This is a genomic window from Providencia sp. LY12, from assembly GCF_057621555.1.
Map to the genome: position 1 here is coordinate 3,675,281 of NZ_CM172594.1, position 24,866 is coordinate 3,700,146.

Here is a 24,866-nt window from a genome sequence, read left to right on the forward strand (position 1 = left end):
AGTCAAAGCGACTGGAGCTAAAAAACTCCAGTCACTTATGGCGTGATTTAGTCTTCGCTAAACAGGTCACCGCCGTGCATGTCAATCATCTCTAACGCTTTACCGCCGCCACGAGCAACGCAGGTTAAAGGATCTTCAGCAACGATGACCGGAATGCCAGTCTCTTCCATTAATAAACGATCTAAATTACGCAGAAGAGCACCACCACCCGTTAATACCATACCGCGTTCTGAGATATCAGACGCTAATTCTGGTGGGCACTGTTCTAACGCTAACATTACCGCACTCACGATACCGGTCAGAGGCTCTTGTAATGCTTCTAAAATTTCGTTGGAGTTCATTTTGAATCCGCGTGGCACACCTTCAGCCAAGTTACGACCGCGAACCTCAATTTCATAAACTTCATCAGTTGGGAAAGCAGAACCGATACCGTGCTTGATACGCTCAGCCGTTGCTTCACCAATTAAGGAACCATAATTACGACGCACATAGTTGATGATTGACTCGTCAAAACGGTCACCACCAATGCGGACAGAAGAAGAGTAAACTACCCCGTTCAGGGAGATAACAGCCACTTCAGTGGTACCACCACCGATATCGACAACCATGGAACCTGTCGCTTCAGAAACAGGTAAACCAGCACCGATTGCCGCTGCCATTGGCTCTTCAATTAAGAAAACTTCGCGGGCGCCTGCGCTTAATGCAGATTCACGGATAGCTTTACGCTCAACTTGAGTTGCACCAACAGGCACACAGACTAAAACACGAGGGCTTGGACGCAGGAAGCTGTTGCTATGAACTTGCTTGATAAAGTGTTGTAACATTTTTTCAGTTAAGAAAAAGTCTGCAATCACACCATCTTTCATTGGTCGAATTGCGGAAATGTTACCCGGTGTACGCCCCAGCATCTGTTTCGCTTCACCACCAACCGCAGCAACGCTTTTTGGCGAGCCCGCGCGATCCTGACGAATTGCAACTACAGAGGGTTCATTTAATTTGACGCCTTGTCCTTTGACATAAATGAGGGTATTGGCCGTACCCAAGTCAATCGACAGGTCATTAGAAAACATGCCACGAAATTTTTTAAACATAACGAAAGGATTATCCTGCAAGCTGGGGACGAATAAAAACCCGTCTACTCTACCAACCACTTGAAGCTGCCTCAAGGCGTAAATCAATCACTTCATAAATATGGTTAATTCATCTATTTTCACATACTAAAATCGTACATGCTTCTATAACAAAACGAAGCAGATAAAAACCCCGAAAATCACCCTTAATTCAAACGCCTTTGAAATTTTTCATCATTCGCGCACGAAAAATGGACAGCCCTCTGGTTGTTATATACTCCATCTTTGCGTTCTTCCCAGTGTGACAAGCGATTATGTCTACAAGTTCAAATAAATTTTTTATATTTTAATTATTGCTATACATCTAGCTTTTTAACAACAAAATAAGTGAACTTAAATTTCGCTGATTCTATTATCAACTTTAAATTAAGCCATAACCATGTCGACACGCTGATGTATTAGTCAGAGTAGGACATTTTGCATGATAAAAGCCTAGTTATGCCAGAAAAAAATGCATTTTTACAAATTAATTACATAAGTAATAGCTTGAATACCATTCTGGCGTCAATGAAAACGATTTTACCTGTGTGTAAATTAAAAAAAACACTTATTTAATCAAAAAATTAGGGGTGGATCATGAAAGCGCTCGTTTTACAGCAACAAGGCGATAAAGTCGTCCCAGAAATCCTCAATGTACCTACAGAGTCATTACCCGCTGGCGATGTCATCGTCGATATTCACTGGTCGACAATTAACTATAAAGATGCGCTAGCTATTAATGGAAAAGCCGGCGTTGTCCGTCAATATCCAATGGTACCTGGAATTGACTTCTCAGGCATCGTTCATCACAGTGAGGATCCCCGTTTTCATATTGGCCAACACGTACTATTAACAGGATGGGGAGTTGGAGAAACACACTGGGGTGGGCTCGCCACACAAGCGAAAGTTCCCGCCGATTATTTAACGCCTCTTCCTGAAGCATTATCACTGAAGCATGCCATGACCATCGGCACCGCTGGATTTACCGCCATGTTGTGCGTAAACGCCCTTGAAGATGCAGGGATCACCCCAGAAAGTGGCGAAATTGTTGTGAGCGGCGCTAGTGGCGGTGTCGGTAGTGTCGCCACCCAATTGCTCTCTTTATTAGGCTATCAAGTTGTGGCTATTTCAGGTCGCGCAGAAAATCACGACTACTTACTGAAAATTGGTGCGAAAAGCGTGCTACCTCGTAGTGAATTTACTCATCCAGCCAAACCGCTGGATAAGCAGCGTTGGGCTGGCGCTATCGACACGGTTGGTGGTGACGTGCTGGCCAATATCTTGGCGCAAGTGAATTATAATGGTGCGGTTGCGGCCTGTGGGCTGGCTGGCGGGTTCTCACTACCAACAACAGTCATGCCATTTATTTTGCGTAATATCCGTCTGCAAGGGGTCGATTCCGTTTACTACCCAGCGGCAAAACGCCAAAAAGTGTGGGAACGCTTAGCGCAACTTTTGCCTGATGCGTTTTATGAGCAAGTTAGCAGCGAGATTTCATTAGAAGAGTGTGTCGAACACGCAAAAAAACTCTTAAAAAACGAAGTCACTGGGCGTACCCTAGTAAACCTTCAAAATTAAATCATCAACACGCGTGATTGTGTCGCCACAATGTGGATTACGGCACAATTTATAAAATAAATTCGGGTAATTTCTCTGATAAGACCAGTATTTTGCTGCTATATGCAACGAAATAATTATAATGCTCTTCCTTGTCAGTGGAAAATCTATTTATTTTTATGATAAAAGATGACAAAACGTCGACATCGCGTTATGTTGTCGGATTATTGACATATCGTCGGAGTTAGCAACACAATGACAGAAGATACTCATATTTTGCTCCTTAACGGCCCGAACTTAAATATGCTGGGTTCCAGAGAACCTGAGAAATATGGGGCTCGACCGCTTTCTGAAATTGTATCGAACCTGATGCAAGAAGCAGAAAAACTAGGCGTAAAACTGAGCCATTTTCAGTCAAATGCAGAGCATGAACTTATCGATAGAATTCATGCAGCACAAGGTAATGTTGATTATATCCTAATCAACCCGGCCGCATTCACGCATACAAGTGTTGCTCTGCGTGATGCGCTATTAGCAGTTTGTATCCCATTTATCGAGATCCATCTGTCTAATATTTATGCTAGAGAACCCTTTCGTCATCACTCATATTTCTCCGATATGTCCAATGGGGTTATTTGTGGTCTTGGCGCAGATGGTTACAGTTTTGCATTACAAGCCGCGGTTAATCGTGTGCGACTAATTAATTCAATTCAAATATAAGAGTACGGAATCATATCCATGGATATTCGTAAAATTAAAAAGCTGATCGAACTTGTTGAAGAATCTGGCATTTCTGAACTGGAAATTTCTGAAGGTGAAGAGTCAGTACGTATCAGTCGTGTATCACCAGCATCTCAAATGATGGCTGCACCTCAACAGTTCTACTCAGCACCAGTTGCTCAACAACCTGCATTAGCTAACGCGGTTGCTCCAGCACAAGAAGCAGCGGCTCCAGCAGCACCTGCGGCAGTTTCTGGTCACCAAGTTCGCTCACCAATGGTTGGTACTTTCTACCGCTCACCAAGCCCAGAAGCAAAACCATTCGTTGAAGTTGGTCAAACTGTCAAAGTTGGCGATCCTCTTTGCATCGTTGAAGCGATGAAAATGATGAACCAAATCGAAGCAGATAAAGCTGGTGTTGTTAAAGCTATTTTGTTGCAAAACGGTGATGCAATAGAATTTGACGAGCCATTAGTTGTCATCGAATAACGAGGCGTTTCCATGCTGGAAAAAATTGTTATCGCTAACCGTGGGGAAATTGCACTGCGTATTCTGCGTGCATGTAAAGAACTCGGCATCAAAACTGTTGCGGTTCACTCCACGGCAGATAGAGATTTAAAACACGTATTGCTGGCAGACGAAACTATTTGTATTGGTCCGGCTGCCTCAGCAAAAAGCTACTTGAATATCCCTGCAATCATTGCTGCGGCTGAAATTTCAGGCGCACAAGCGATTCACCCAGGATACGGTTTCCTGTCTGAAAACGCTGACTTTGCAGAGCAAGTAGAACAATCAGGTTTCATTTTTATCGGCCCAAAAGCTGAAACCATCCGCCTAATGGGCGACAAAGTTTCTGCGATTAGCGCGATGAAAAAAGCAGGCGTTCCATGTGTACCAGGTTCTGATGGTCCACTGGGTAACGACACTGAAAAGAACAAAGCAATTGCTAAACGCATCGGCTTCCCAGTTATCATCAAAGCATCTGGTGGTGGTGGTGGTCGTGGTATGCGTGTGGTTCGTAATGAGAAAGATTTAGAATCTTCCATTAACCTGACCCGTGCAGAAGCAAAAGCCGCATTCAACAACGACATGGTTTACATGGAAAAATTCCTTGAAAACCCACGTCACGTTGAAATCCAAGTGATGGCAGATGGTCAAGGTCATGCTGTTTATTTAGCTGAACGTGACTGTTCAATGCAGCGCCGCCACCAAAAAGTGGTTGAAGAAGCACCAGCTCCGGGGATCACCCCAGAAATTCGCCGTAATATCGGTGAACGCTGTGCAAAAGCCTGTATCGAAATCGGCTATCGTGGCGCAGGTACTTTTGAGTTCTTATTTGAAAATGGCGAATTCTATTTCATCGAAATGAACACCCGTATTCAGGTTGAGCACCCAGTGACCGAAATGATCACCGGCGTTGACTTAATCAAAGAACAGCTGCGTGTAGCATCCGGTTTACCATTATCTGTGACTCAGGATCAGATCAATGTTCACGGTCATGCGATTGAGTGTCGTATCAACGCAGAAGACCCGCACACATTCCTGCCTAGCCCAGGTAAAATCACTCGTTTCCACTCTCCGGGTGGCTTCGGTGTTCGTTGGGAATCTCATATTTACGCAGGCTACTCTGTTCCTCCGTTCTATGACTCAATGATCGGTAAATTAATCACTTACGGTGAAACTCGTGAAATCGCGATTGCTCGTATGAAAAACGCGCTGAACGAACTGATCATCGATGGGATTAAAACCAACATCGAATTACAACAGATGATCATGAATGATGAAAACTTTGCCAAAGGTGGAACCAACATCCACTATTTGGAGAAAAAACTCGGTATTCAAGAATAATTCCCTGAATAATCGACATTTTCGTCATTAAAAACAAATACCGGAAAATCAATTTCCGGTATTTTTTTGCCTATAAATGGCAGGATTATCGGTTTTATTACGCTATTTTTCACACTCCCTCTTCAGATTGTCGTACAATCCCCGATTATTTTTGTCAACATGAGGAGGAAAAGCGGATGGACAAACGTTTTCTTCAATCAAACAGGGAAGCTCGTTGGGCGCTATATCTGACTATTGCCTACATGATAGGTTGGGTACTTTGTGCTTATCTACCCAGTAACACACTTGGTGTTACCGGATTACCGTTATGGTTTGAATGGTCATGTCTGATTCTCCCTATCATCTTTATTTTGCTATGCATCATGATGGTTAAACTCGTATTCAAAGATATCTCGCTGGAGGAGAAAGATGCAGACTGAAGTTCTCCTGCCCTTAATCGGCTATCTGCTCCTCGTTTTTCTCCTTTCGCTCTACGCTTATAAAAAACGCACGAAAGGCGAATTTCTTAACGAGTATTTTCTAGGTAATCGCTCGATGGGCGGCTTTGTCTTAGCCATGACCATCACCGCAACCTATATCAGCGCTAGCTCCTTCATCGGTGGTCCCGGTGCCGCCTACAAATACGGGTTAGGCTGGGTACTCCTCGCCATGATCCAACTACCTGCAATCTGGCTCTCTTTGGGCGTACTTGGCAAAAAATTTGCCATCTTAGCGCGTCGCTATAACGCCGTAACCCTCAACGATATGCTCTACGCCCGCTACCAAAGTCGTTTTCTGGTTTGGTTTGCTAGCGTAAGTTTATTAGTCGCGTTCTTTGGGGCGATGACGGTGCAGTTTATCGGAGGTGCTCGATTACTCGAAACCGCTGCCGGCATTCCTTACACTTATGGACTCGTTATTTTTGGCGTCTCTATCGCGCTGTATACCGCGATTGGTGGTTTCCGAGCCAGTGTTCTTAACGATGCCTTACAAGGGCTGGTTATGTTACTGGGTACGGTTATTTTGCTGGTTGCCATTATCTACCATGCGGGGGGTTTACCTGCTGCCGTGGAAAAAATGCATGCTATTGACCCAAAACTGGTCTCTCCAGAAGGAGCCAACGATATCCTCAGCGGACCATTCATGGCCTCATTCTGGGTATTAGTCTGTTTTGGAGTTATCGGATTACCACATACCGCAGTACGCTGTATTTCCTACAAAGACAGCAAAGCGGTTCATAAAGGTATTATCATCGGTACGATTGTGATGGCAATCTTGATGTTTGGTATGCACTTTGCGGGCGCCTTGGGGCGTGCCATACTGCCAGATTTAACCATCCCAGACCAAGTGATCCCGACCTTGATGGTTCAGGTTCTTCCACCATTTGCCGCGGGGATTTTCCTGGCAGCACCAATGGCCGCAATTATGTCCACCATTAACGCCCAGTTACTGCAATCTTCGGCGACGATCGTGAAAGATATCTACCTTAATGCCGCACCTGAACAAATTAAAAATGAGAAAAAACTGGCGCGCATTTCCAGCTTCTCAACCTTAATCTTAGGGGCACTATTATTGATTGCTGCGTGGAACCCACCACAAATGATTATCTGGCTGAATTTATTAGCTTTTGGTGGATTAGAAGCGGTATTCCTGTGGCCACTGGTTCTTGGATTATATTGGGAAAAAGCCAACGGCACTGGCGCCCTGAGCGGCATGATCGTGGGCGGTGTTTGCTACGCCATTTTCGCCTCATTTAAGATTGAAATTATGGGCTTCCACGCCATTGTGCCATCACTGATTCTGAGCCTAATTGCCTTTTTAATCGGTAATCTTTTTGGCAAAAACCCAGTACAATCGGCACCAAATGAACAGGTAACCAGCACTCATTGATTTTGGCTTTACCTAATGTAAATGAACAAATGCAATGCTCTAAATAATTTAGGCGGCAAACGAGCTAATCCCTAGGAGCATACACAAGTATGTGACTAGGGTTAGCGAGCGCAGCCAACAACGCTATGGCGTGAAGAATGAAGAGCAACCCTATAGCGTGAAGAATGACGAGCATTTTAAAAGAGAAAAAACAATGCCTTGGATACAAATAAGACTAAACTCAAACGCCAAAGACGCAGAAGCCCTTGGCGATGAACTCATGGAAACGGGCTCCGTGTCCGTCACTTTCCAAGACAGCCACGACACCCCTGTTTTCGAGCCTCTTCCTGGAGAAACTCGTCTGTGGGGCGATACCGATGTTATCGGTCTGTATGATGCTGAAACCGATATGAAATGGGTGGTCGCTCAGTTAGAAAACAGCCCGTTACTCGGCGCTGGCTTCGTTCATAAAATCGAACAAATTGAAGATAAAGACTGGGAGCGCGAATGGATGGATAACTTCCACCCAATGCGTTTCGGCCAACGTTTATGGATCTGCCCTAGCTGGCGCGATGTGCCAGATCCAACCGCTGTTAACGTAATGTTAGATCCTGGCTTAGCATTCGGTACGGGAACCCACCCGACGACGTCATTATGCCTTGAATGGCTCGATGGATTGGATCTTGAAGGCAAAACCGTTATCGATTTTGGTTGCGGATCAGGGATCTTAGCTATTGCGGCATTAAAGCTCGGTGCAGCGCGTGCGATCGGGATCGATATCGATCCACAAGCGATTCTTGCGAGCCGCGATAATGCGGAGCGTAATGGCGTCTCAGAGCGTCTGTCGCTCTATTTACCCAAAGACCAACCTCAAGACCTTCAAGCCGATGTTGTGGTCGCTAACATCCTTGCAGGCCCTTTACGTGAGCTTGCACCGATGATCAGTGTACTGCCACGCGCCGGTGGCCATTTAGGCTTATCTGGCGTATTAGCCAGCCAAGCTGAAAGTGTTGCTGATGCTTATCGTGCCGACTTCAATATTGATCCTGTTGCAGAGAAAGATGAGTGGTGCCGTATCACTGGTGTCAAGCATTTTTAATGGGTTTGCGGTAAAAATCAAAGAATAATTTCTTTGAAATTAATTGCAGAATGGATTATCTTACAGCTCAAATATTGCTCAATAGCTGATGATAATCTGTTCTGCTCGAGAAGTGAGTCTTGGATATTCAAAGTAATCGTTATTTTTAGCGTCTGTTGTTAAAAAACACCTAACAACTTGTTAAATAACACTAATTTTATTATTTTCTAAAAAGCAAGATAAAAAAGTTAGTGATAAATAACCGTTTGCTCAAAGTTTGTCCTTTCATATCTCGTAAAAAATGCGTAATATACGCGCCCTTGCAGTCACAGTATGGCCCCCATTTAGTTATGCGAATCGGACAATATCAGTTGAGAAACTGTCTTATTGCTGCCCCCATGGCAGGCATCACAGATAAACCGTTTAGGTCCCTGTGTTATGCGATGGGTGCTGGAATGACGGTATCGGAGATGCTTTCTTCTAACCCACAAGTTTGGAAGACAGATAAATCGAGACTCAGGATGGTTCACCGCGATGAACTCGGGGTACGTTCCGTTCAAATAGCTGGCAATGATCCCGATGAAATGGCTGCTGCAGCTCAAATTAACGTTGAGAGCGGCGCTCAAATCATTGATATCAATATGGGCTGCCCAGCTAAGAAAGTGAATCGTAAGCTAGCAGGCTCAGCCTTACTGCGTTATCCGGAGATTGTAAAATCAATCCTAGAGACCGTTGTAAACGCTGTGGATGTGCCAGTCACACTGAAAATCCGCACAGGCTGGTCACCTGAAGAGCGTAACTGCATAGAGATTGCCCAATTGGCCGAAGATTGTGGTATTCAAGCCCTGACCATTCATGGCAGAACCAGAGCCTGTCTGTTCAACGGCGAAGCTGAATATGACAACATTCGGGCAGTTAAGCAGACTGTTTCCATTCCGGTTATTGCCAATGGCGACATTACTGACCCGCTAAAAGCCAGGGCTGTTTTAGACTACACAGGGGCGGATGCCTTGATGGTAGGACGAGCAGCTCAGGGAAGACCTTGGATCTTTCGGGAAATCCAACATTATCTGGACACAGGTGAAATATTGCCACCGATGCCAATGGCTGACGTGAAAAGCATTATGTTAGGGCATGTACGGGAACTGCACGACTTTTATGGTCAAGGCAAGGGAGCCCGTATAGCGCGCAAACATGTTTCTTGGTACTTACAAGAACATGCACCTGATGACCAGTTTCGGCGCTCCTTCAACGCCATTGAGGATGCCAGCGAACAGCTGGAGGTGTTGGAAGCATTTTTTGAAAATTTTTGCGTAAATAAAAGATAAGAGCTGACAGAACTATGTTCGAACAACGCGTAAATTCTGACGTACTAACCGTTGCAACTGTAAATTCACAAGATCAAGTAACTCAAAAACCGTTACGTGACTCAGTTAAGCAAGCACTGAAGAACTATTTTGCTCAATTAAATAATCAAGATGTTAACGATTTATATGAGCTGGTATTGGCTGAGGTAGAACAGCCTTTGTTGGACATGGTTATGCAATATACCCGTGGAAACCAGACCCGTGCAGCCCTGATGATGGGTATCAACCGCGGAACTCTGCGTAAGAAACTGAAAAAATACGGCATGAACTAATCCTAGTCGGTTAATGCAGTGTTTTTAGAAGCCCTTTCTGATTTTAGAAAGGGCTTTTTTTGTCCCTTTCGATCTGAACACTACCCCCTTCCTTTTAATAATCACCCTTCTTTCTAATACGCAAATCATATATTTTATAAATAAATTCGTTTTGTTTTAATCCTAGCCTTTATTCATGAGCATTATCACAATTAATAAAATCCTCATTTTTATATCTTGCCATTTTCTATCTAGATTTATAAATTCAAAAATCTTCTTGTTCTCATCAATGAAAACTAAAAGGACTTAAATGGTAACTATCGATTTAAGAAGTGATACGCTAACAAGGATAAATAAAAAGGATCTAAATAATATCAATTTTAATTATATTAGCGATGATTGTTATAATGAAGATATTTATGTCAAAAAACTAGAATCCTATATCTCAGAATTATTTAATAAAGAAAATGCGCTATTTATGCCATCAGGCACAATGAGCAATCAGATTGGTTTGAAAGTTTTATCCACTATAGGTGATGAAGTCATTACTGAAGTCGGCTACCACATTTGTTTTTTTGAATCATCCCAAACCTCAGCATTAAACGGCTTAATTATTAATAATGTTAAAACACAAAGTGGTATTTTAACTGAACAAGATGTTATTCAAGCAATTAATCATAAAGCTCGTTGGTCAAATTTATACTCTACTCCCAAAATCATTGCGATAGAAAGTAGCATCAGTACCTACGGTGGAATCGTATTCCCATTAGCAGAAATCAAGAAACTCAAGCAGCTATGTATTGAAAAAAACATGTCTCTGTTTTTAGATGGTGCCCGAGTATTAAATAGCTGCATCTCCCTTAATATTCCTCCGCAAGAATATACCAAAGATATCGATCTTCTCAATATCTGCCTATCAAAAGGCATTGGAGCGCCATTTGGTTCAGTGTTAGTAGGAAGTCAGCATCATATAGAAAACGCTAAACGATACCGAAAATGGTATGGTGGAGCGCTACATCAATCAGGATTACTGGCAGCTATTGCCTTAAATAAGCTGGAACATTATGACTCTCGGTTACACACCGATCACCAAAATGCAGTTCATCTCGCGTCTATTCTTTCACGTTATTTTCAACTCGCTTATCCAGTCGAAACTAATATCGTTATGATAAAAGTGCCAGATGCTGAGCACGTTGTTCAAAAGTTAAAAAGCCATGGGGTGTTAGCCACCGCTTGGACAGCTGATATTGTGCGTTTTGTCACTAGCAGCAATATTTCAGAGACAATGCTCTACCAACTTGAGCTATTATTAAAAAAAATAGAAAGCATACAATATGATGAATAAAATTATGACCACTCGATTTTTATCGGGTACCTCTTTTTACAGTTTTCTACCTTTTTTCTCCCTCTATCTTATTCACTATAAAAATATCAGTGAGAGTGAAACCGCAATTATTATTTTTGTCTTCCTTTTCATTAGCCGTGCCTTTTCTCTCTTCACCCACTTTATTATTGATTTTCTTAATTATAAAAAAACGCTATTTTTAAGCTATCTAATTTCCTCAACATCTATTATTTCACTCTATTTCATTTCAAATTTTTACCCAATTCTGTTATCTGCCGCATTGATTGGTGCGGGGTTTTCTATTGCGAATGTCAGTACCAGTTTATTTATTGCTGAAAATAATAATCACTCAGAAAGAGTGAAAAGTTTTTCAATCTTAAATGTCATTGTGAATATTTCGTCGGCAGTCGGTGGTGCTGTGGGCGAATGGTTTTATCATAGTTTTTATTCCGGAGTGATCTTTCTTCCTGCCGCCATTATGTTCATTGCTGCCCTGTACTCATTAACCTTAACGAATACAAAACATACTCAACCAATACAAAGCCAACAAACGAAAGCCTCTGCCAGCTTTTTAGAATGGGGGATTTTTCTCTGTTATAGCGCCATCCCTTTCTTTATGCTGGGGCTTGTATTCCGTAATTTGGCTTACTTATTTGAGCTAAATTATCAAAATGCTAGAGACTATATTACGGTTTCTTATCTATTCGCTTTGAATGCCTTTATGATCATTTTTTTGCAAATCAAAGTGACCCAATATATTGATAAACAGAAAAAATCCCATCAATTTATTATCTACAAATTCAGCCTTCTTCTGATTGCGAGCCTGCTTTTATTTTTAAACTTCAGCGCATTAATCCCACTTTATTTGCTGATATTCCTATTTACCTTTAGCGAATTAATTTGGAGCCCCTATAACAACAGTCTAGCGATTGAAAAATGCCCATTCACCCGTAAAAAGCTCTCATTATCTATTTGTATATTCTGTTGGGGATTAGCGGAATCCCTTGGCGCTTATGTTGGCATTATTGCTAACCACACTCAAATGCACACCTATATCCCTACTAGCCTACTTTTAATCCTCATAGTTCTATTCACCGCTGAATACGTTATCCATTTAAGGAGCACTGATGAAAACCATCCTATTTCTCGAATGTAATATCTCCGGTACTGGCGTCAGCGCCATCAAATTGGCAAAAGAGAGAGGTTATCACACGGTTTTATTCACCAAAGAACGTCATTATTATGCTCAACTGGCTGATAACCCAATGCTCTATATTGATGAAGTTGTGGAACTAAATACAGGCTCCATGGCAGCGATTTTAAGCCATGCCCTGGACTATAACCTATACGGTATCGTCGCTTTCGATGACTATCGATTAATCAATGCTGCCGCAGCATCCCACGCCTTCAATTTACCTTCGCCAAGTTTAATTGCCCTAACAGCCTGTCGTTACAAGCATCTGACTCGGCAGTATTTACACCAACATAATGCCAATTGTCGCTACAAAGTTGGCAATATCCATGACAAGTTTGACCTGAACAATATGCAGTTCCCTGTAGTGATAAAACCCTGCGATGACAGTGGTAGCAACCAAGTAACAATATGTTATTCAGAGGAAGATGCACTCACTGCTGTGCAGGCGTTATCTGAATTTCGGGTTAACCGTCGAGGATATCAGCTCTCCCCTCATTATCTTGTTGAAGAGTTCATTGAAGGGGATGAATACAGTGCAGAAGCTTACTGGGACTCTAAAGATAACGAGTGGACAATACTCGGTGTCACCAAAAAATACACCACATCTGGGCAATATGCTGTCGAAATTGGTCATGACTTTCCCGATGACACTCTTGATATCGAAAACATCACGAAAACGATCATAGCGTGGCTCACTCAAATCGGCTTATCCCACACCGTTGCTCACGTTGAATTCAAGCTTAGTCACAGTGAAATAAAACTCATTGAAATTAACCCCCGCGTTGCCGGCGGGATGATTGATACCCTTTGCTATCAATCAACAGGGTTTGATTTAGTTGAGTGCTACCTTTCTTTGCACGTCAAAGACATGGTGTACACCCCGAAACTCTGCGCCAATAAACAGTATACGTCGATTCGTTTTCTAACCTCAGAGAAACCAGGAACAATTATCGGGTTTCATGCCAATCCTCAATTAAGTGCCCCTCTACTGTTTAATTTTGTTCCCACGCCAATACATGTAACAACCTTGAAAGACAGCTACAGTCGACTGGGTTACGTAATAACAACCGCCTCTGAGCGGTATTTAGCAGGGAAGAAAGCTGAGAGTTGGCTTAATCATGTAAAACTCCTCTATAAATAAAAAAACCCAGTACAAACGCAAATTCATACTGAGTTTTGGCTTCTCAAACCGATGCAATGGTTGCCAATATTAGGCAACCGTCACTTCGGTAAAATTACGCTCATTATTTGTTAACTGAAATTTACTGACTGATTCCTGCAGCTCTTCAGTTTGATGTTCTAATGAACTTGCTGCTGTTGCCACTTGCTCAACTAAAGACGCATTTTGCTGTGTCACACTGTCCATTTGAGTGATGGCAACCCCCACCTGTGCGATACCTTTACTCTGCTCCTCCGAAGCTGTCGTGATTTGTTTCATAATCGCCGTCACATCGTTGATCCCTTGCAGAATATTGCTCATTGTCGAGCCCATTTCATGAACCAAATGCGTGCCTTTTTCCACACACGAACTTGATTCCGCAATCAACTTTTCAATTTCCATTGCCGCATCGGCACTATGGCTAGCAAGCTTACGAACTTCGGCGGCAACCACCATAAATCCACGACCATGAACCCCTGCTCGTGCCGCTTCAATGGAGGCATTCAGTGCCAAAATATTGGTCTGGAAGCTGATGTCATTCATCATGCTGATGATGTCAGATATTTTTTTGGCACTCTGGGAGATTTCATCCATCGTGCTCACCACGGACTCAACAATCGCATCCCCTTGATTAGCCACTACAAAGGCCTCAGCGGCTAATTGGTTGGCTTGATGGGTATTTTCCACATTCAGCTGCACTGCTGCTGTGATTTGTTCCATACTCGCCGCGGTTTCTTCCAAAGCTGCGGCTTGCTCTTCCGTTCGTGAGGAAAGGTCACTATTGCCGTTAGATATTTCTGTCGCACCACGATAAATACTTTCGCTACCATTGCGGATCGTCAACACCGCATCACGTAAACTGTTCTGCATCTCTTCTAATAACGGGAAAAGTTTACCCACACAGTTACGACCAAATGGCTCGATTGGCTGGCTTAAATCCCCTTTCGCAATCTTATCGAAATATTGACGGATCAGCTCCAGCGGTCGTTGCATCATCTTAGCTAGATAACGGTCAGTGAAGATCAAAATCAGCAAACCAAAAATGGTCGCAATGATAATCACTACTCGCGTCATATTCATATGCTCATCAACCGCTTCCCGCGTGTGCTCAATCATCACATCCGCAGTTTGGTTAAACTGGGTGATAGCCGCGCCGAATGTGCGGCTCAATGCTGGCGTGACATTATGGGCATGCGCCAAATAAGCCGCCTTATCTTCCCCCATGGAAATGGCTAATTGTGGTTTCACACCTTCATCTAGCAGCGCTTGCCAGCTATTAATCACTTGGTCGGAAATGGCTTTATCCATCGGCCCTGGGGAAATTGATTTCATCTCCTCAAGATAACGCTCCATGTTCACGAGTGCGTCTTTGACCAAGGCGTAATCTCCTTCTTTGCCCTCATTTTTGGTTTCCATCACGCGGGTTAAGCGAGTGACAAAACGAAAATATTGGTCATTGCCCTGACTGAGTACCGTCATCTGTTTCACCAGTTGTCGGTCAACATGGATACCGTCAGAAATGCGCGATAAGGACCAACCGCTATACAGGCTTATGCCCCCAAGGTTTAGGCATAAAATGCCAAGTAGTACGAGCATCACAGCACGTATTGAATAATTTCGAAGTTTCTGCATGGAATTTCTCTTTTGATAAAATAAAATGATCTTTGTTTAATTTATCGGCGGTAAAAGAGAAAAATTTAATTATTTTCAATTGCTTTCTGACTTTTAGACATCAAAAAAAGCGCAAAATAATCCGATTAAAAATTGGCTTACTGATTGATTTTAGAGACATAATGCCTGTTTTTTATCCATTGAAGTTCTATTTTCATACAATTACCCTATCTTCCAGTTTGTGATTGACCTCCCAAAGTATTGCTCTGTTTCTGTAAGAAAACGCCATCATCAGGTTCTGTAAATATAAGCAAAAATCTGTTTTAGCTCTTGAGCTTCCCCCTACGGGAAGCTTTATGGTTCAGGGGTTCCATAAGAACTCGCATAAGAGAAATACAAACCTGCTTAAATTTCGCACCCTTATTTTTTATTTAAATAACAATGTCTTATTTTTGGAGTAATACTGATATGAAAAAATTGTTATTCACTGCACTATTGGCAGCGTCATTTTCCTCTGTTGCAGCAAGCCAAGTTGTTGAGCTGTACAAAGAAGAAAGTTGCGGTTGCTGCCATCTTTGGGGCGAAGCAGTAAAAGCCGCAGGTTATGACGTGAAAATTCACGATGTCACCTATCAAGAGATCGATAAAATCAATCAGGAAGCCAATTTACCTAACTCATTACGCAGCTGCCATACCGCCAAAATTAATGGCAAATTGGTTGTTGGTCACGTTCCTCTCGATAGCTTAGCGAAAATCAATACACTACCCGATGACGTTGCGGGTATTGCTGTCGGAGGCATGCCAGCGGGCAGTTTAGGTATGGAGCAACCAAGCGGATTTAAACAAGCCTATTCAGTGATGAGTTTTAAAAAGGATGGTAGCCAATCCGTATTGGCTCGTTATTAGTTTTCCATAAAAAAGGTACAGCAAACCCTCGCTGTACCTTTGGCAGTGATTACTACATCTTAATTTGAAAAATTAACGGTATATCGGTAATACATTAAACTGCGCTAACAACTGACAAATAATACCAACAACACCAAAGGCTATAACTGCATAGATTAGCCCTTTGCCTCCCCACACTTTAAAGGTCGAGTTAGGGAAACGCTCTCTCACTTTTAATGCCATGACTGCCGGGCAAATAATTGCCCAGATACACGCCGCCATCCCCGCATAAGCAATCGCAATTAAGAAGCCATTTGGGAATAACATGCATAAAACTAGAGGAGGTATAAAACATAACAGTGCTGCTTTCATTCTGCCTGAAGAGTTATCATTAAAATTTAGTGACGCCAGAATGTAGTCGAATAAACCAATCGCAACTCCTAAGAATGAACAAAATACAGCACTAATCGAGAACCATAATAAGAACGTCGCAATATGTGGGCTACTTAATACTGCATACAGTGACTCAATAAACGCATCGAGGTTTCCGCCTTTATTAATTATGGTGAGGAATTCTGTTCGAGGTAAATTTCCCATGGTGCCTAATATCCAAAGGAAATAGAGTATTAAAGCCAGTACACAACCAATCACACAACTTTTAACCACTTTACGTTCATTTTCATGATACAGCTTATACAAACTACAGACGTTACCGTGATAACCAAACGAAGTAATGGCATAAGGAATAATAATAAAGACAAATGGTAGTAAAGATAACTGACTATCTCCCACTGGAGATGTTAATAATAAATCAGTTTTTACAATTAAAAATAACCCTGAAAAAGCGAGAATAAATAAAACAATTTTAATAAATAAAAATAATGATGTTAATCGACTTGCAGCAATACCACTCCACCAAATACTTGCGCCCAACAGTAAAGTGAAGACAACAAATATCACTCTTAAGTTAACATCAAATCCATATATTGCCGACGCTTCTTTGATAACGGATCCGGCTGCAGAAATATAAGCATATATCAATATATATAAAACAAATATTAATGCTGCATTGGCAATATAGCAGGCCCATTTAGGTAATAATTCTTTAGAGATATAAAAATAGTTAGTGCCGGCTCCATATTTGGATATACATTCTAAAATATAGATCCCTGAGTGAAACATAAAGAAACAAACAATCAGTAATATTACAATCGAGTTAATAAACCAAGCCCCAGCCATAATTGTTGGCAAGCTAAACATACCTGCCCCGATCATGGCTCCGCCTAGCACAAAACCCCCTACCATTATGGAGGGTTCTTTCTTGGCTGCCGAATTGTTCATGTTGGTCACCTTAAAAATAAGGGATAAGGTTCCCGCATTGCACGGGAACCCGCAGAGCTGCCTATTACAGAACTACCTATTATTTGATAGGTTTTAATCTTGCAGTGAAGTGTCTTAATACTGGTGGCTCATATTCGAAATCTAAACCTTTCAGCGTTGCGAATTTATCTTTCAAGCCAATCAGAGCATCTGCAATGTAATCCATATGGTCGTTGGTATAAACACGTCGTGCGATAGTTAACCGCATAAATTCCATATCAGCATGTTTTTGTTTGCCCGTTTCAGGATCACGACCTAATAGGAATGAACCAATTTCAACAGCACGAACACCTGACTCTAAATACAGCGCGTTAATCACAGCTTGCGCAGGGAATTGGTCACCTGGGATCTGTGGAACCAGTTTTTTACAGTCCACGAATACAGCGTGTCCACCAGTAGGATACTGAATTGGAATACCGCCTTCACGTAAACGGTCACCCAGATATTTCACCTGGCCGATACGATAATGCAGGTAATCTTCCCCAGCCCCTTCTTCTAAGCCTTGTACCATTGCCGCCATATCACGACCCGCTAAACCACCGTAAGTCACGAAGCCTTCCATTGGTACGCAGCGCTGTCTTGCCAACGTAAAGATTTTCTCGTCATTCTTAATACAGACCAGACCACCAATGTTTAACAGTGGGTCTTTTTTCGCTGACATAGTGAGCGCATCAGCATATTTGTACATATCCAGAATGATTTCTTTAATTGTGGAATTTTTATATTTTGGATCACGCTCTTTAATGAAATATGCGTTTTCACAGAAACGTGCGGAGTCCATTACCACAAAGATATTATGCTGTTTTGCGATTTCATAAACTTCTTTCAAGTTATCCATCGCAACTGGCTGACCACCCGCACTGTTACAGGTAATGGTAGAAACAATTGCTACCACATTTTCAGCACCATGTTTTGCGATATTATCTTTTAATTTTTGAATATCGAAATTACCTTTCCAATCATCATAAGTTTCTGAGTCATAGGCTTTTTCGGTAACAATGTTAATCGCTTTACAGCCATTTAATTCAACGTGAGCAGCAGTAGTATCAAAGTGGAAGTTAGAAATAAATACCGGCTTTTTCGCGCCGCCTTGTTCTTGTTTCACTTTCAGTAAAACAGGGAATAACATGTTCTCAGCACCACGACCTTGGTGAGCAGGAATAACATAGTCGTAGTCAAACATCTCTTTAACTTTATCTTTTAAATCATAATAGTTACGAGAACCCGCGTACGCTTCATCACCCGTGATCATCGCTGCCCATTGGTGGTCGCTCATTGCGTTAGTACCGGAGTCCGTTAACAGGTCAATATATACAGCACTACTCGGTAACAAGAATGGGTTATAACCCGCCTCTTTTAATGCCGCTTCGCGTTCTTCTCTTGATGGAATACGGATATTTTCTACCATTTTAATACGGAACGGTTCTACGATTCTTTTAGCCATGATAATACCTTTAATTTTTCATTAAATAATAAAAACAGAAATTCGAACTTATAAAAATAAGCGAATAGATCTTGAGAGAGAGAAAAAAGAAAGGTTATTTTTGCGGAAAGAAAAAGGCTAAAGAAATATCAATATTGAACCATTTCTTCAAATAGAAGAAGCGCCTCGACATTAACAACTCACTTAGAAGAAACATACTATGGCTCCCATTAGCAAGGAATTAGTACAACCTTGAGTATGGTATATAACAATTCTTAGATAAATATAATAGCAATTGTCTATTATTTGTATCCGCATCACAAAAAGCTTTAAATCCTACTCCGCACTATGACTATGGTCACAATATTATTTATTTTAATCACTATTAAATAAACGTTAATAAATTGAGGTTATTTTATAATTAAATAATAGATAGTAATCTTAAACTTAATTTTTTAACGTTAAAAAGTCATTTAAAGTTGAATTTATTTTAATTAAGTAAAGCCTTATACAAAGACTTTACTTTTAGGAAGAATTTTAACAATCTAAATATAACTATTGTTTTCCAAACAGTTTTTGAGTGTATTCTTTGGACTCTGCGCTTCGCTTACCATCCGCCTCAAAGTAACGGTCCACATGGCATTTTTGCTCGTTAATATCGCAGAAAATTCCATTGGCAAACGTCACGGCTGTTTTATCAAAATCGCCACCTTGCTCAATCGCTTTCGCTCGTTTATCACCTAGGTATTTTTTCGTTAGCGCAACAGAAACGCCCTCTTTGGCGCTGACGCACACATATTTATCACATAGCACATTTTTTTCTGGAGATTTTAACGCTGAAGTTGATTTTGCTGACGCCAACATCGGTAATGCCGCAATCGCAAACCCAACAAGACACACTGCTTTTAAGTTCATATAACGCCTTTTTTTGAGTAATAACACAACTGCAATATCACATTAGAGTTTTATTTTGTGGATAAATTCCCAGGCGTCATCACTATTTCATGTTTACTGCTAACTCTATCCACTTAGTGCATGATTTTAACTTTTCATTAACACTTTCAATTGTTATTTATTGCAGAAAAGATGAGTGTATAAACGGCAATTTAAATAATAAAAATACCTGCAACTCTGCATTCAACCCAATTAAGCACCCCATAAGAGAGTGATGTATGACAACAGAGACAGTCGCGATTAAATCTTTTGGCACCACAAAAACCACCTCGAAAGTGTTATTTATCTGCTGGATGAGCATTTTATTTGAAGGCTATGATGTTGGCGTGATGGGCGCTGTTCTTCCCACTCTCGCAGAATATAAACAGTGGAACCTCACCCCATTAGAACTTGGCGCTCTTAGCAGCTACGCTTTAGTCGGCATGTTTTTTGGGGCATTTATTATCGGTACGCTGAGTGAACTCTACGGACGCCGCCGTATGCTTTTAGCCTGCGTCACGCTCTTTTCATTGACGATGCTTGCCGCTGCCCTAGCCCCAACACCTTGGATGTTTGGGTTGATGCGTTTTATTGGTGGCGTGGGGCTAGGCGGCGTAATTCCCGTCGCAGCCGCGTTGACCATCGAATATTCCCCTGCTGAAAAACGTTCTTTTAACTACGGCATTATGTATTCCGGTTACTCATTGGGGATCCTCAGCGCCGCACTGGTTGCCATGTGGTTACTGGAGCACTTTGGATGGCGCAGTGTGATTGGCTTCGGTGCATTGCCGCTGTTACTGGTTTGGCCTATGGCTCGTCTGTTACCTGAGTCTCTTGAATATCTGACCCACAAAGGACGCCACGCGGAAGCTCAATCTTTGGCACGGAAACTAGACGTTGAATATCAAGCGCCGCCTGCTCAGCAAAAACAGCAACCTCAACGTTTGAAAGAGATAGTCTCCGTGGTTTTTGCGTGGACACATTTGCGCGCAACCACGTGTTTCTGGATAGCTTTATTCTGCGGTATGTTGCTGGTGTATGGCTTAAATACCTGGCTACCGTCGATTATGCGCAAAGAAGGCTATAACTTAGGTTCCAGCCTAACCTTCCTTGTGGTATTTAGCTTAGCATCCGCATTAGGGGGCTTATTCTTAGGAAAAATTGCAGATAAACGCGGCGTTCGCGGCTCGGTTGCCTTTTTCTTCTTGCTCGGCGCGATAGGCATTGGCTGCATGGTTTTTAAACAAAATATCTATATTAACTATTTACTTGTAGCGTTTGCTGGGGTCGGCAGTATTTCTGCGGCGCTGATTTTGACGGGATACATCGCCAATTATTACCCATCCAAAGCGCGCGCTTCAGCCACTGGCTGGGCATTAAGTTTTTCACGAATTGGGGCGATGACAGGGCCTATGTTTGGGGCATATATCGCCAGTTTGGGGATAGCGACCAGCTGGAACTTTATCGCCTTTTCGGTGGTGGCGGTGATAGCGGCAACCGCGGTAATTTTACTACCTCGTAAACGCCCATAAATAGCGGGTTAGCCAGTAAATAGCGGTAAATTGAATAGGGGCATATCGCCCCTATTCAATTTTGAAATCAATACATTAAAATTAATACGCGAGACGATAATGCACCTTCTCGCCTGCGGTTAACGCTGGTGAATCACTGTAATTACTTGATAATTCAATAAACCCACGTAATTCAGGAATATATAATTTTTGATACCACTCTAACTCTGATCGGCGGTGCAATTGATTACTGGCAAAATCGAGGATCAAACATTTCTGTCCGCTTCTCGCGGATTCCATCACCAGCAAGCCATCCCCCCAGATAACCATATCTTGCAAATGGTTATAACCCGCTTCTTTGATCAGCTTAAAATTGCCACCTTGATACTGATAAAGGGAAAACAATCGGCGAGAAGGCTCTTGAGCTGCCAAATAAATATCCCCTTTCTGATTCTGAACCGCCTCATTAATACGAATAGGCAACCATCGATGGCTCACCACGTTTTTCTGTGCGATGTTCACCATCACTTCAAGAGAGCCCATTTCGTTACCGTAGCTGTACCACACAATCACATTGCCATCATGAACCGCATAAGAAAATGTTGAATTATCCGCGATTTCTTCAGGATAAAAACGCTTCACAAGTTCACGTGGATCCAGCAAATACTGCCACGTAAGCCCTTTATCCACGCTGGTGAAGATCTTTTGGTTATCGATCAGGACATAAGGTTCCCCCTGACCACTTTGGTACATTTTCCCGGTAATTGCCGCATAAATGTATTCACCATACCCATCTTTCCAAGGCGTTAGAGGCGTAATCGAATTGTCCGCTAAGTTCACAATTCGATACCCATCGCGCACCATTAAAAGGCACTGAGACTCTTCACACACCGCGTTATAAAAACTGTCGCTAAACTGCGTGATAAAACGCACGCCATCTTTATTGGCAAATAACACCTGATAACTATCTTCCTGTGCAGGCGAGAACAAATCTGACCGATTGTAATAGTAGGATGAGCGGCCATTTTTCTGCGCAATAATCAACGTGCCGTCTTTCGCAGGGTACGTTTTGGCATAATCATAATCCGCAATATAAGTATTGCCCTCTTGGCTGTTCTCTTTCCACTGCCATGACGTATCATTTCCACCAAATACCAGTATCAGTGTTGATCCTAAACACACCAAGAAAACGGCACCCGTCACCAGAAAACGCCAACTTAGAAATGGATTCATTAACGAACCTCCATGACATAAGTATCTTTACCTTGTTGGCGTCGTAATGCGCTCAGGACAGCTTGGGTTTGGTAATAGCCATTACCCCGTTTCGAAAACCGATAATACGCCGCCATACCAAGGGCAATTAAGAAACAGATACCCAGGGTTATCGAGCTGGCAAAACCAATGAATATCAGGTCATTATCGAGTAAATACAGCCAATCCCAATAATCCCAGTGATTTCCCCTGTCGACAACATCGCTAATTGCTGTCGCGCCAAAAATCGCCAAGAATAGCGCCAAGATAATGCCCGTGATCCCCCACAACGCCAGATACAGACCACGTTCTTGCGCCATACCTCGAGCAGACAGCGTATAAGCTAAATTATCTTGGTGGTTATACAGGCCAAATACGATGCTCTCGGGAAAACCATCTTCAACTTTGGAGTGATAGACTTCGACCTCATCCCCTTGAGCGAGAAAAAAGCTGTGGTTATTAAAGAAAGGTTTTGAGCCATCTAACTTGAGGTTCAAATGGCTTTTATTCACTTGAAGCTCTATTTCATTGCGGGTGTATGTTCCCCCGCGATAATAATATTCAATCGTCTTGATACTCTTAATATTTACTTTGCCTTTTGTCACCTGTAATGAGGTTTCAGGGATGGGCGTTTGCTTTCGAGAATCTATTTTGAGCGGTTTGAATTTCGGGTTTTTAATTCCCTCAATCTGAATCAGATTTTCGCCATAAATTACCTGAAACTTGCCCGCTATAACTAAATCTAATGCGCGTAAGATGGTTTTTCGTTTTCGGCTAAAAATAGTGAAGGTTTGTGAAATACACATCGACAGCAGAACGGCTCCCACAAAAGCTACCATGCCTAATAATGACCCTAAAACAATTAACCATGTACTCTCTTCATCATTAAACACGCAAAAAAATGCGGGAATAAAGAGTGCAGCAAGTCCAAATGATAGCAGGTACTGCTTTACTAACCCTTTGTCGAATTTAAGGTTTCTATCGGGTTCCAAACGCCCATGTTCTGGGTGATACACCCAATTAAGCCAATAGCTCCCATCATTCAGTTGTTCAGCAGAAATAATCAACGTATCGTCTTTATTCAATCGTTCCAAAAATATTTGGCTGTTTTCAAAATCTTCAGCATTGAAAAAAAACACCTTATCCGAAGTTATTAGCCTCACCATGCCCTCAGGTGAAACCTGTTTATAATCGCACTGAATTAGCTTAACGTGAAAATATTGAACACCCATCAATGATGCCTATTTGTTATAGTTAATTTAACATTATGATAATAAATAAAGGTATATTACCCTAGTTAAACTTACCCTATAATAGAACAATTCAGATAATTACAGATTCAAAGCTATATCAGTTAAAAGCTGATAAATGCCTGTTTTACTCTTAAAATGCAACCAGGCTCTAGTAAAGGAAATAATTACTGCTAGACTGGCGCAGATGAGTTATTTTGAATACATTACATTCCCAAGAAACCGTTATTTTATCCCTACCGTTAACCACAAATTTGAATAAACGCGATGACATCAAAACCGGCCTACAAGCAAATTCAATCTTACATTCTGCGGAGTATTGATTTAGGGATTTTCAAACCTGAGACTCAGATCCCCACTGAACTTGAGTTATGTGCCCAGTTTAATGTTAGCCGTATGACGGTAAATAAAGCGATTTCTGAACTCAGTCAAAAAGGCATCTTAAATCGGATTGCAGGAAAAGGGACGTTTGTCGCCACTCAAAAGCATGAGCTTCCTGTCACTAAAGCCTTTGATATTTTTGATGAAATTTCAGTTAGTGGGAATAAATATGCTGGTCACCAGTTACAGCTAAAAATCATCCCTGCCACCGCAGAAATTGCCCTACAACTTGGTGTCACAGAAGGCAGCGATATTGGCTACTGCAAAATGCTGCATTTTGAAAATGACATTCCCCTGATGCTAGAAGAACGCTATGTAAATCATGGAATTGCCCCTGAATTTGTTCAGCAGCATTTTGGCAATAGTGAAACCCCAAGCGGCTATTTACAGCGCCATTTCCCAGTCAGTGAAATGGAGCACACCATTGAAGCAATTTTAGCCAATAAGCCTATCGCTCAAGCCTTATCCATCAAAGAACATGCCCCTTGTTTGCAACTAAGCCGTCGCACATGGACAGGCAGCACGTTGATCAGCTATGTCAATATGATCAGCGCAGGCTCACGCTATAAATTGAAATTACATTCCCGCATTGAAAATTAATCTTCAGCGCTAAGCTGTCATCAAATAAAGCTGTTATCAGATAAAACAAGCATAAAAAATGGGGCACTCTGGCCCCAAAACGACTGATAAACAACTAAAATACCGTTCGAGAATCTCCACATCACAGACATTACGTCAGGTATCAACACATCAACATCACAACA

At 42.0% G+C, this 24,866-nt stretch carries 22 protein-coding genes; 15 read left to right on the plus strand and 7 right to left on the minus strand.

The features are described 5' to 3' along the window. Window positions 1-47: 47 nt before the first annotated feature. The gene (locus ACY3ZI_RS17490) at window positions 48-1,091 is read right to left on the minus strand and encodes a rod shape-determining protein (protein WP_006662897.1); all 1,044 of its coding nucleotides are present in this window, start codon (window positions 1,089-1,091) and stop codon (window positions 48-50) included. Between the two features lie 615 nt (window positions 1,092-1,706). On the opposite strand from ACY3ZI_RS17490, the gene acuI reads away from it, so the two are divergent. The 12 genes from acuI (at window position 1,707) to ACY3ZI_RS17550 (ending at window position 13,459) form a co-directional block, all read left to right on the plus strand. After that, on the plus strand, window positions 1,707-2,687 hold the full coding sequence (gene acuI, locus ACY3ZI_RS17495) for an acrylyl-CoA reductase (NADPH) (protein ID WP_487375586.1): 981 nt from the start codon (window positions 1,707-1,709) through the stop codon (window positions 2,685-2,687). 234 nt (window positions 2,688-2,921) lie between these two features. Next, window positions 2,922-3,386: a type II 3-dehydroquinate dehydratase gene (gene aroQ / locus ACY3ZI_RS17500; RefSeq protein ID WP_036956081.1), complete on the plus strand. Its 465-nt coding sequence runs from the start codon at window positions 2,922-2,924 to the stop codon at window positions 3,384-3,386. An 18-nt stretch (window positions 3,387-3,404) separates the two neighbouring features. After that, the gene (accB, locus tag ACY3ZI_RS17505; RefSeq protein ID WP_006659070.1) at window positions 3,405-3,875 is read left to right on the plus strand and encodes an acetyl-CoA carboxylase biotin carboxyl carrier protein; all 471 of its coding nucleotides are present in this window, start codon (window positions 3,405-3,407) and stop codon (window positions 3,873-3,875) included. Between the two features lie 12 nt (window positions 3,876-3,887). After that, a complete protein-coding gene (accC, locus tag ACY3ZI_RS17510) occupies window positions 3,888-5,234 on the plus strand; it encodes an acetyl-CoA carboxylase biotin carboxylase subunit (protein WP_036956076.1) in 1,347 nt (448 codons plus the stop codon). Between the two features lie 176 nt (window positions 5,235-5,410). Beyond that, on the plus strand, window positions 5,411-5,653 hold the full coding sequence (locus ACY3ZI_RS17515) for a DUF997 family protein (protein ID WP_108478429.1): 243 nt from the start codon (window positions 5,411-5,413) through the stop codon (window positions 5,651-5,653). Continuing rightward, entirely contained in the window at window positions 5,643-7,103 is a 1,461-nt protein-coding gene (gene panF / locus ACY3ZI_RS17520; protein ID WP_211887348.1) for a sodium/pantothenate symporter, read from the plus strand. The genes ACY3ZI_RS17515 and panF overlap by 11 nt, the downstream gene beginning before the upstream one ends. Window positions 7,104-7,296: 193 nt before the next feature. Beyond that, window positions 7,297-8,181, plus strand: a complete 885-nt coding sequence (prmA, locus tag ACY3ZI_RS17525) for a 50S ribosomal protein L11 methyltransferase (protein WP_487377559.1) — start codon at window positions 7,297-7,299, stop codon at window positions 8,179-8,181. A 329-nt stretch (window positions 8,182-8,510) separates the two neighbouring features. Continuing rightward, a complete protein-coding gene (gene dusB, locus ACY3ZI_RS17530) occupies window positions 8,511-9,488 on the plus strand; it encodes a tRNA dihydrouridine synthase DusB (RefSeq protein WP_036956067.1) in 978 nt (325 codons plus the stop codon). 14 nt (window positions 9,489-9,502) lie between these two features. Further along, window positions 9,503-9,799, plus strand: a complete 297-nt coding sequence (gene fis, locus ACY3ZI_RS17535) for a DNA-binding transcriptional regulator Fis (RefSeq protein WP_004258438.1) — start codon at window positions 9,503-9,505, stop codon at window positions 9,797-9,799. Between the two features lie 289 nt (window positions 9,800-10,088). Next, on the plus strand, window positions 10,089-11,123 hold the full coding sequence (locus ACY3ZI_RS17540) for a threonine aldolase family protein (protein WP_211887346.1): 1,035 nt from the start codon (window positions 10,089-10,091) through the stop codon (window positions 11,121-11,123). Next, window positions 11,113-12,279 (plus strand): MFS transporter, encoded by a 1,167-nt coding sequence (locus ACY3ZI_RS17545; protein ID WP_249215472.1) that lies wholly within the window; start codon window positions 11,113-11,115, stop codon window positions 12,277-12,279. Before ACY3ZI_RS17540 ends, ACY3ZI_RS17545 begins: the two co-directional genes overlap by 11 nt. After that, window positions 12,251-13,459 carry an ATP-grasp domain-containing protein gene (locus tag ACY3ZI_RS17550; protein ID WP_487375587.1) on the plus strand — a complete coding sequence of 403 codons (1,209 nt, stop codon included), beginning with the start codon at window positions 12,251-12,253 and terminating at the stop codon, window positions 13,457-13,459. Before ACY3ZI_RS17545 ends, ACY3ZI_RS17550 begins: the two co-directional genes overlap by 29 nt. A gap of 69 nt (window positions 13,460-13,528) precedes the next feature. Here the strand turns inward: ACY3ZI_RS17550 and ACY3ZI_RS17555 are convergent, their stop codons facing one another. Beyond that, entirely contained in the window at window positions 13,529-15,109 is a 1,581-nt protein-coding gene (locus ACY3ZI_RS17555) for a methyl-accepting chemotaxis protein (protein WP_211887345.1), read from the minus strand. A 447-nt stretch (window positions 15,110-15,556) separates the two neighbouring features. Between ACY3ZI_RS17555 and ACY3ZI_RS17560 the strand changes: the two genes are divergently transcribed. Then, window positions 15,557-15,994 carry a DUF411 domain-containing protein gene (locus ACY3ZI_RS17560; protein WP_211887344.1) on the plus strand — a complete coding sequence of 146 codons (438 nt, stop codon included), beginning with the start codon at window positions 15,557-15,559 and terminating at the stop codon, window positions 15,992-15,994. A gap of 72 nt (window positions 15,995-16,066) precedes the next feature. Here ACY3ZI_RS17560 and ACY3ZI_RS17565 read toward each other — a convergent pair whose 3' ends face one another. From ACY3ZI_RS17565 to ACY3ZI_RS17575, 3 genes are all read right to left on the minus strand, one after another. Then, window positions 16,067-17,233, minus strand: a complete 1,167-nt coding sequence (locus ACY3ZI_RS17565; protein WP_487375588.1) for an aromatic amino acid transporter — start codon at window positions 17,231-17,233, stop codon at window positions 16,067-16,069. A gap of 160 nt (window positions 17,234-17,393) precedes the next feature. Further along, window positions 17,394-18,797, minus strand: a complete 1,404-nt coding sequence (locus ACY3ZI_RS17570; RefSeq protein WP_036956054.1) for a tryptophanase — start codon at window positions 18,795-18,797, stop codon at window positions 17,394-17,396. Between the two features lie 534 nt (window positions 18,798-19,331). Further along, on the minus strand, window positions 19,332-19,691 hold the full coding sequence (locus ACY3ZI_RS17575; protein ID WP_487375589.1) for a YcgJ family protein: 360 nt from the start codon (window positions 19,689-19,691) through the stop codon (window positions 19,332-19,334). A 257-nt stretch (window positions 19,692-19,948) separates the two neighbouring features. Between ACY3ZI_RS17575 and ACY3ZI_RS17580 the strand changes: the two genes are divergently transcribed. Then, window positions 19,949-21,241, plus strand: a complete 1,293-nt coding sequence (locus ACY3ZI_RS17580; RefSeq protein WP_487375590.1) for an MFS transporter — start codon at window positions 19,949-19,951, stop codon at window positions 21,239-21,241. An 81-nt stretch (window positions 21,242-21,322) separates the two neighbouring features. On the opposite strand, the gene ACY3ZI_RS17585 is transcribed toward ACY3ZI_RS17580, so the two are convergent. Together ACY3ZI_RS17585 and ACY3ZI_RS17590 are read right to left on the minus strand one after the other, a co-directional pair. Then, complete coding sequence (locus tag ACY3ZI_RS17585; protein ID WP_487375591.1) at window positions 21,323-22,453, minus strand: hypothetical protein; 1,131 nt, start codon at window positions 22,451-22,453, stop codon at window positions 21,323-21,325. Then, on the minus strand, window positions 22,453-23,556 hold the full coding sequence (locus tag ACY3ZI_RS17590; RefSeq protein WP_487375592.1) for a hypothetical protein: 1,104 nt from the start codon (window positions 23,554-23,556) through the stop codon (window positions 22,453-22,455). The genes ACY3ZI_RS17585 and ACY3ZI_RS17590 overlap by 1 nt, the downstream gene beginning before the upstream one ends. A 432-nt stretch (window positions 23,557-23,988) precedes the next feature. On the opposite strand from ACY3ZI_RS17590, the gene hutC reads away from it, so the two are divergent. Beyond that, entirely contained in the window at window positions 23,989-24,702 is a 714-nt protein-coding gene (gene hutC, locus ACY3ZI_RS17595) for a histidine utilization transcriptional repressor HutC (protein WP_211887338.1), read from the plus strand. Window positions 24,703-24,866 lie beyond the last annotated feature (164 nt).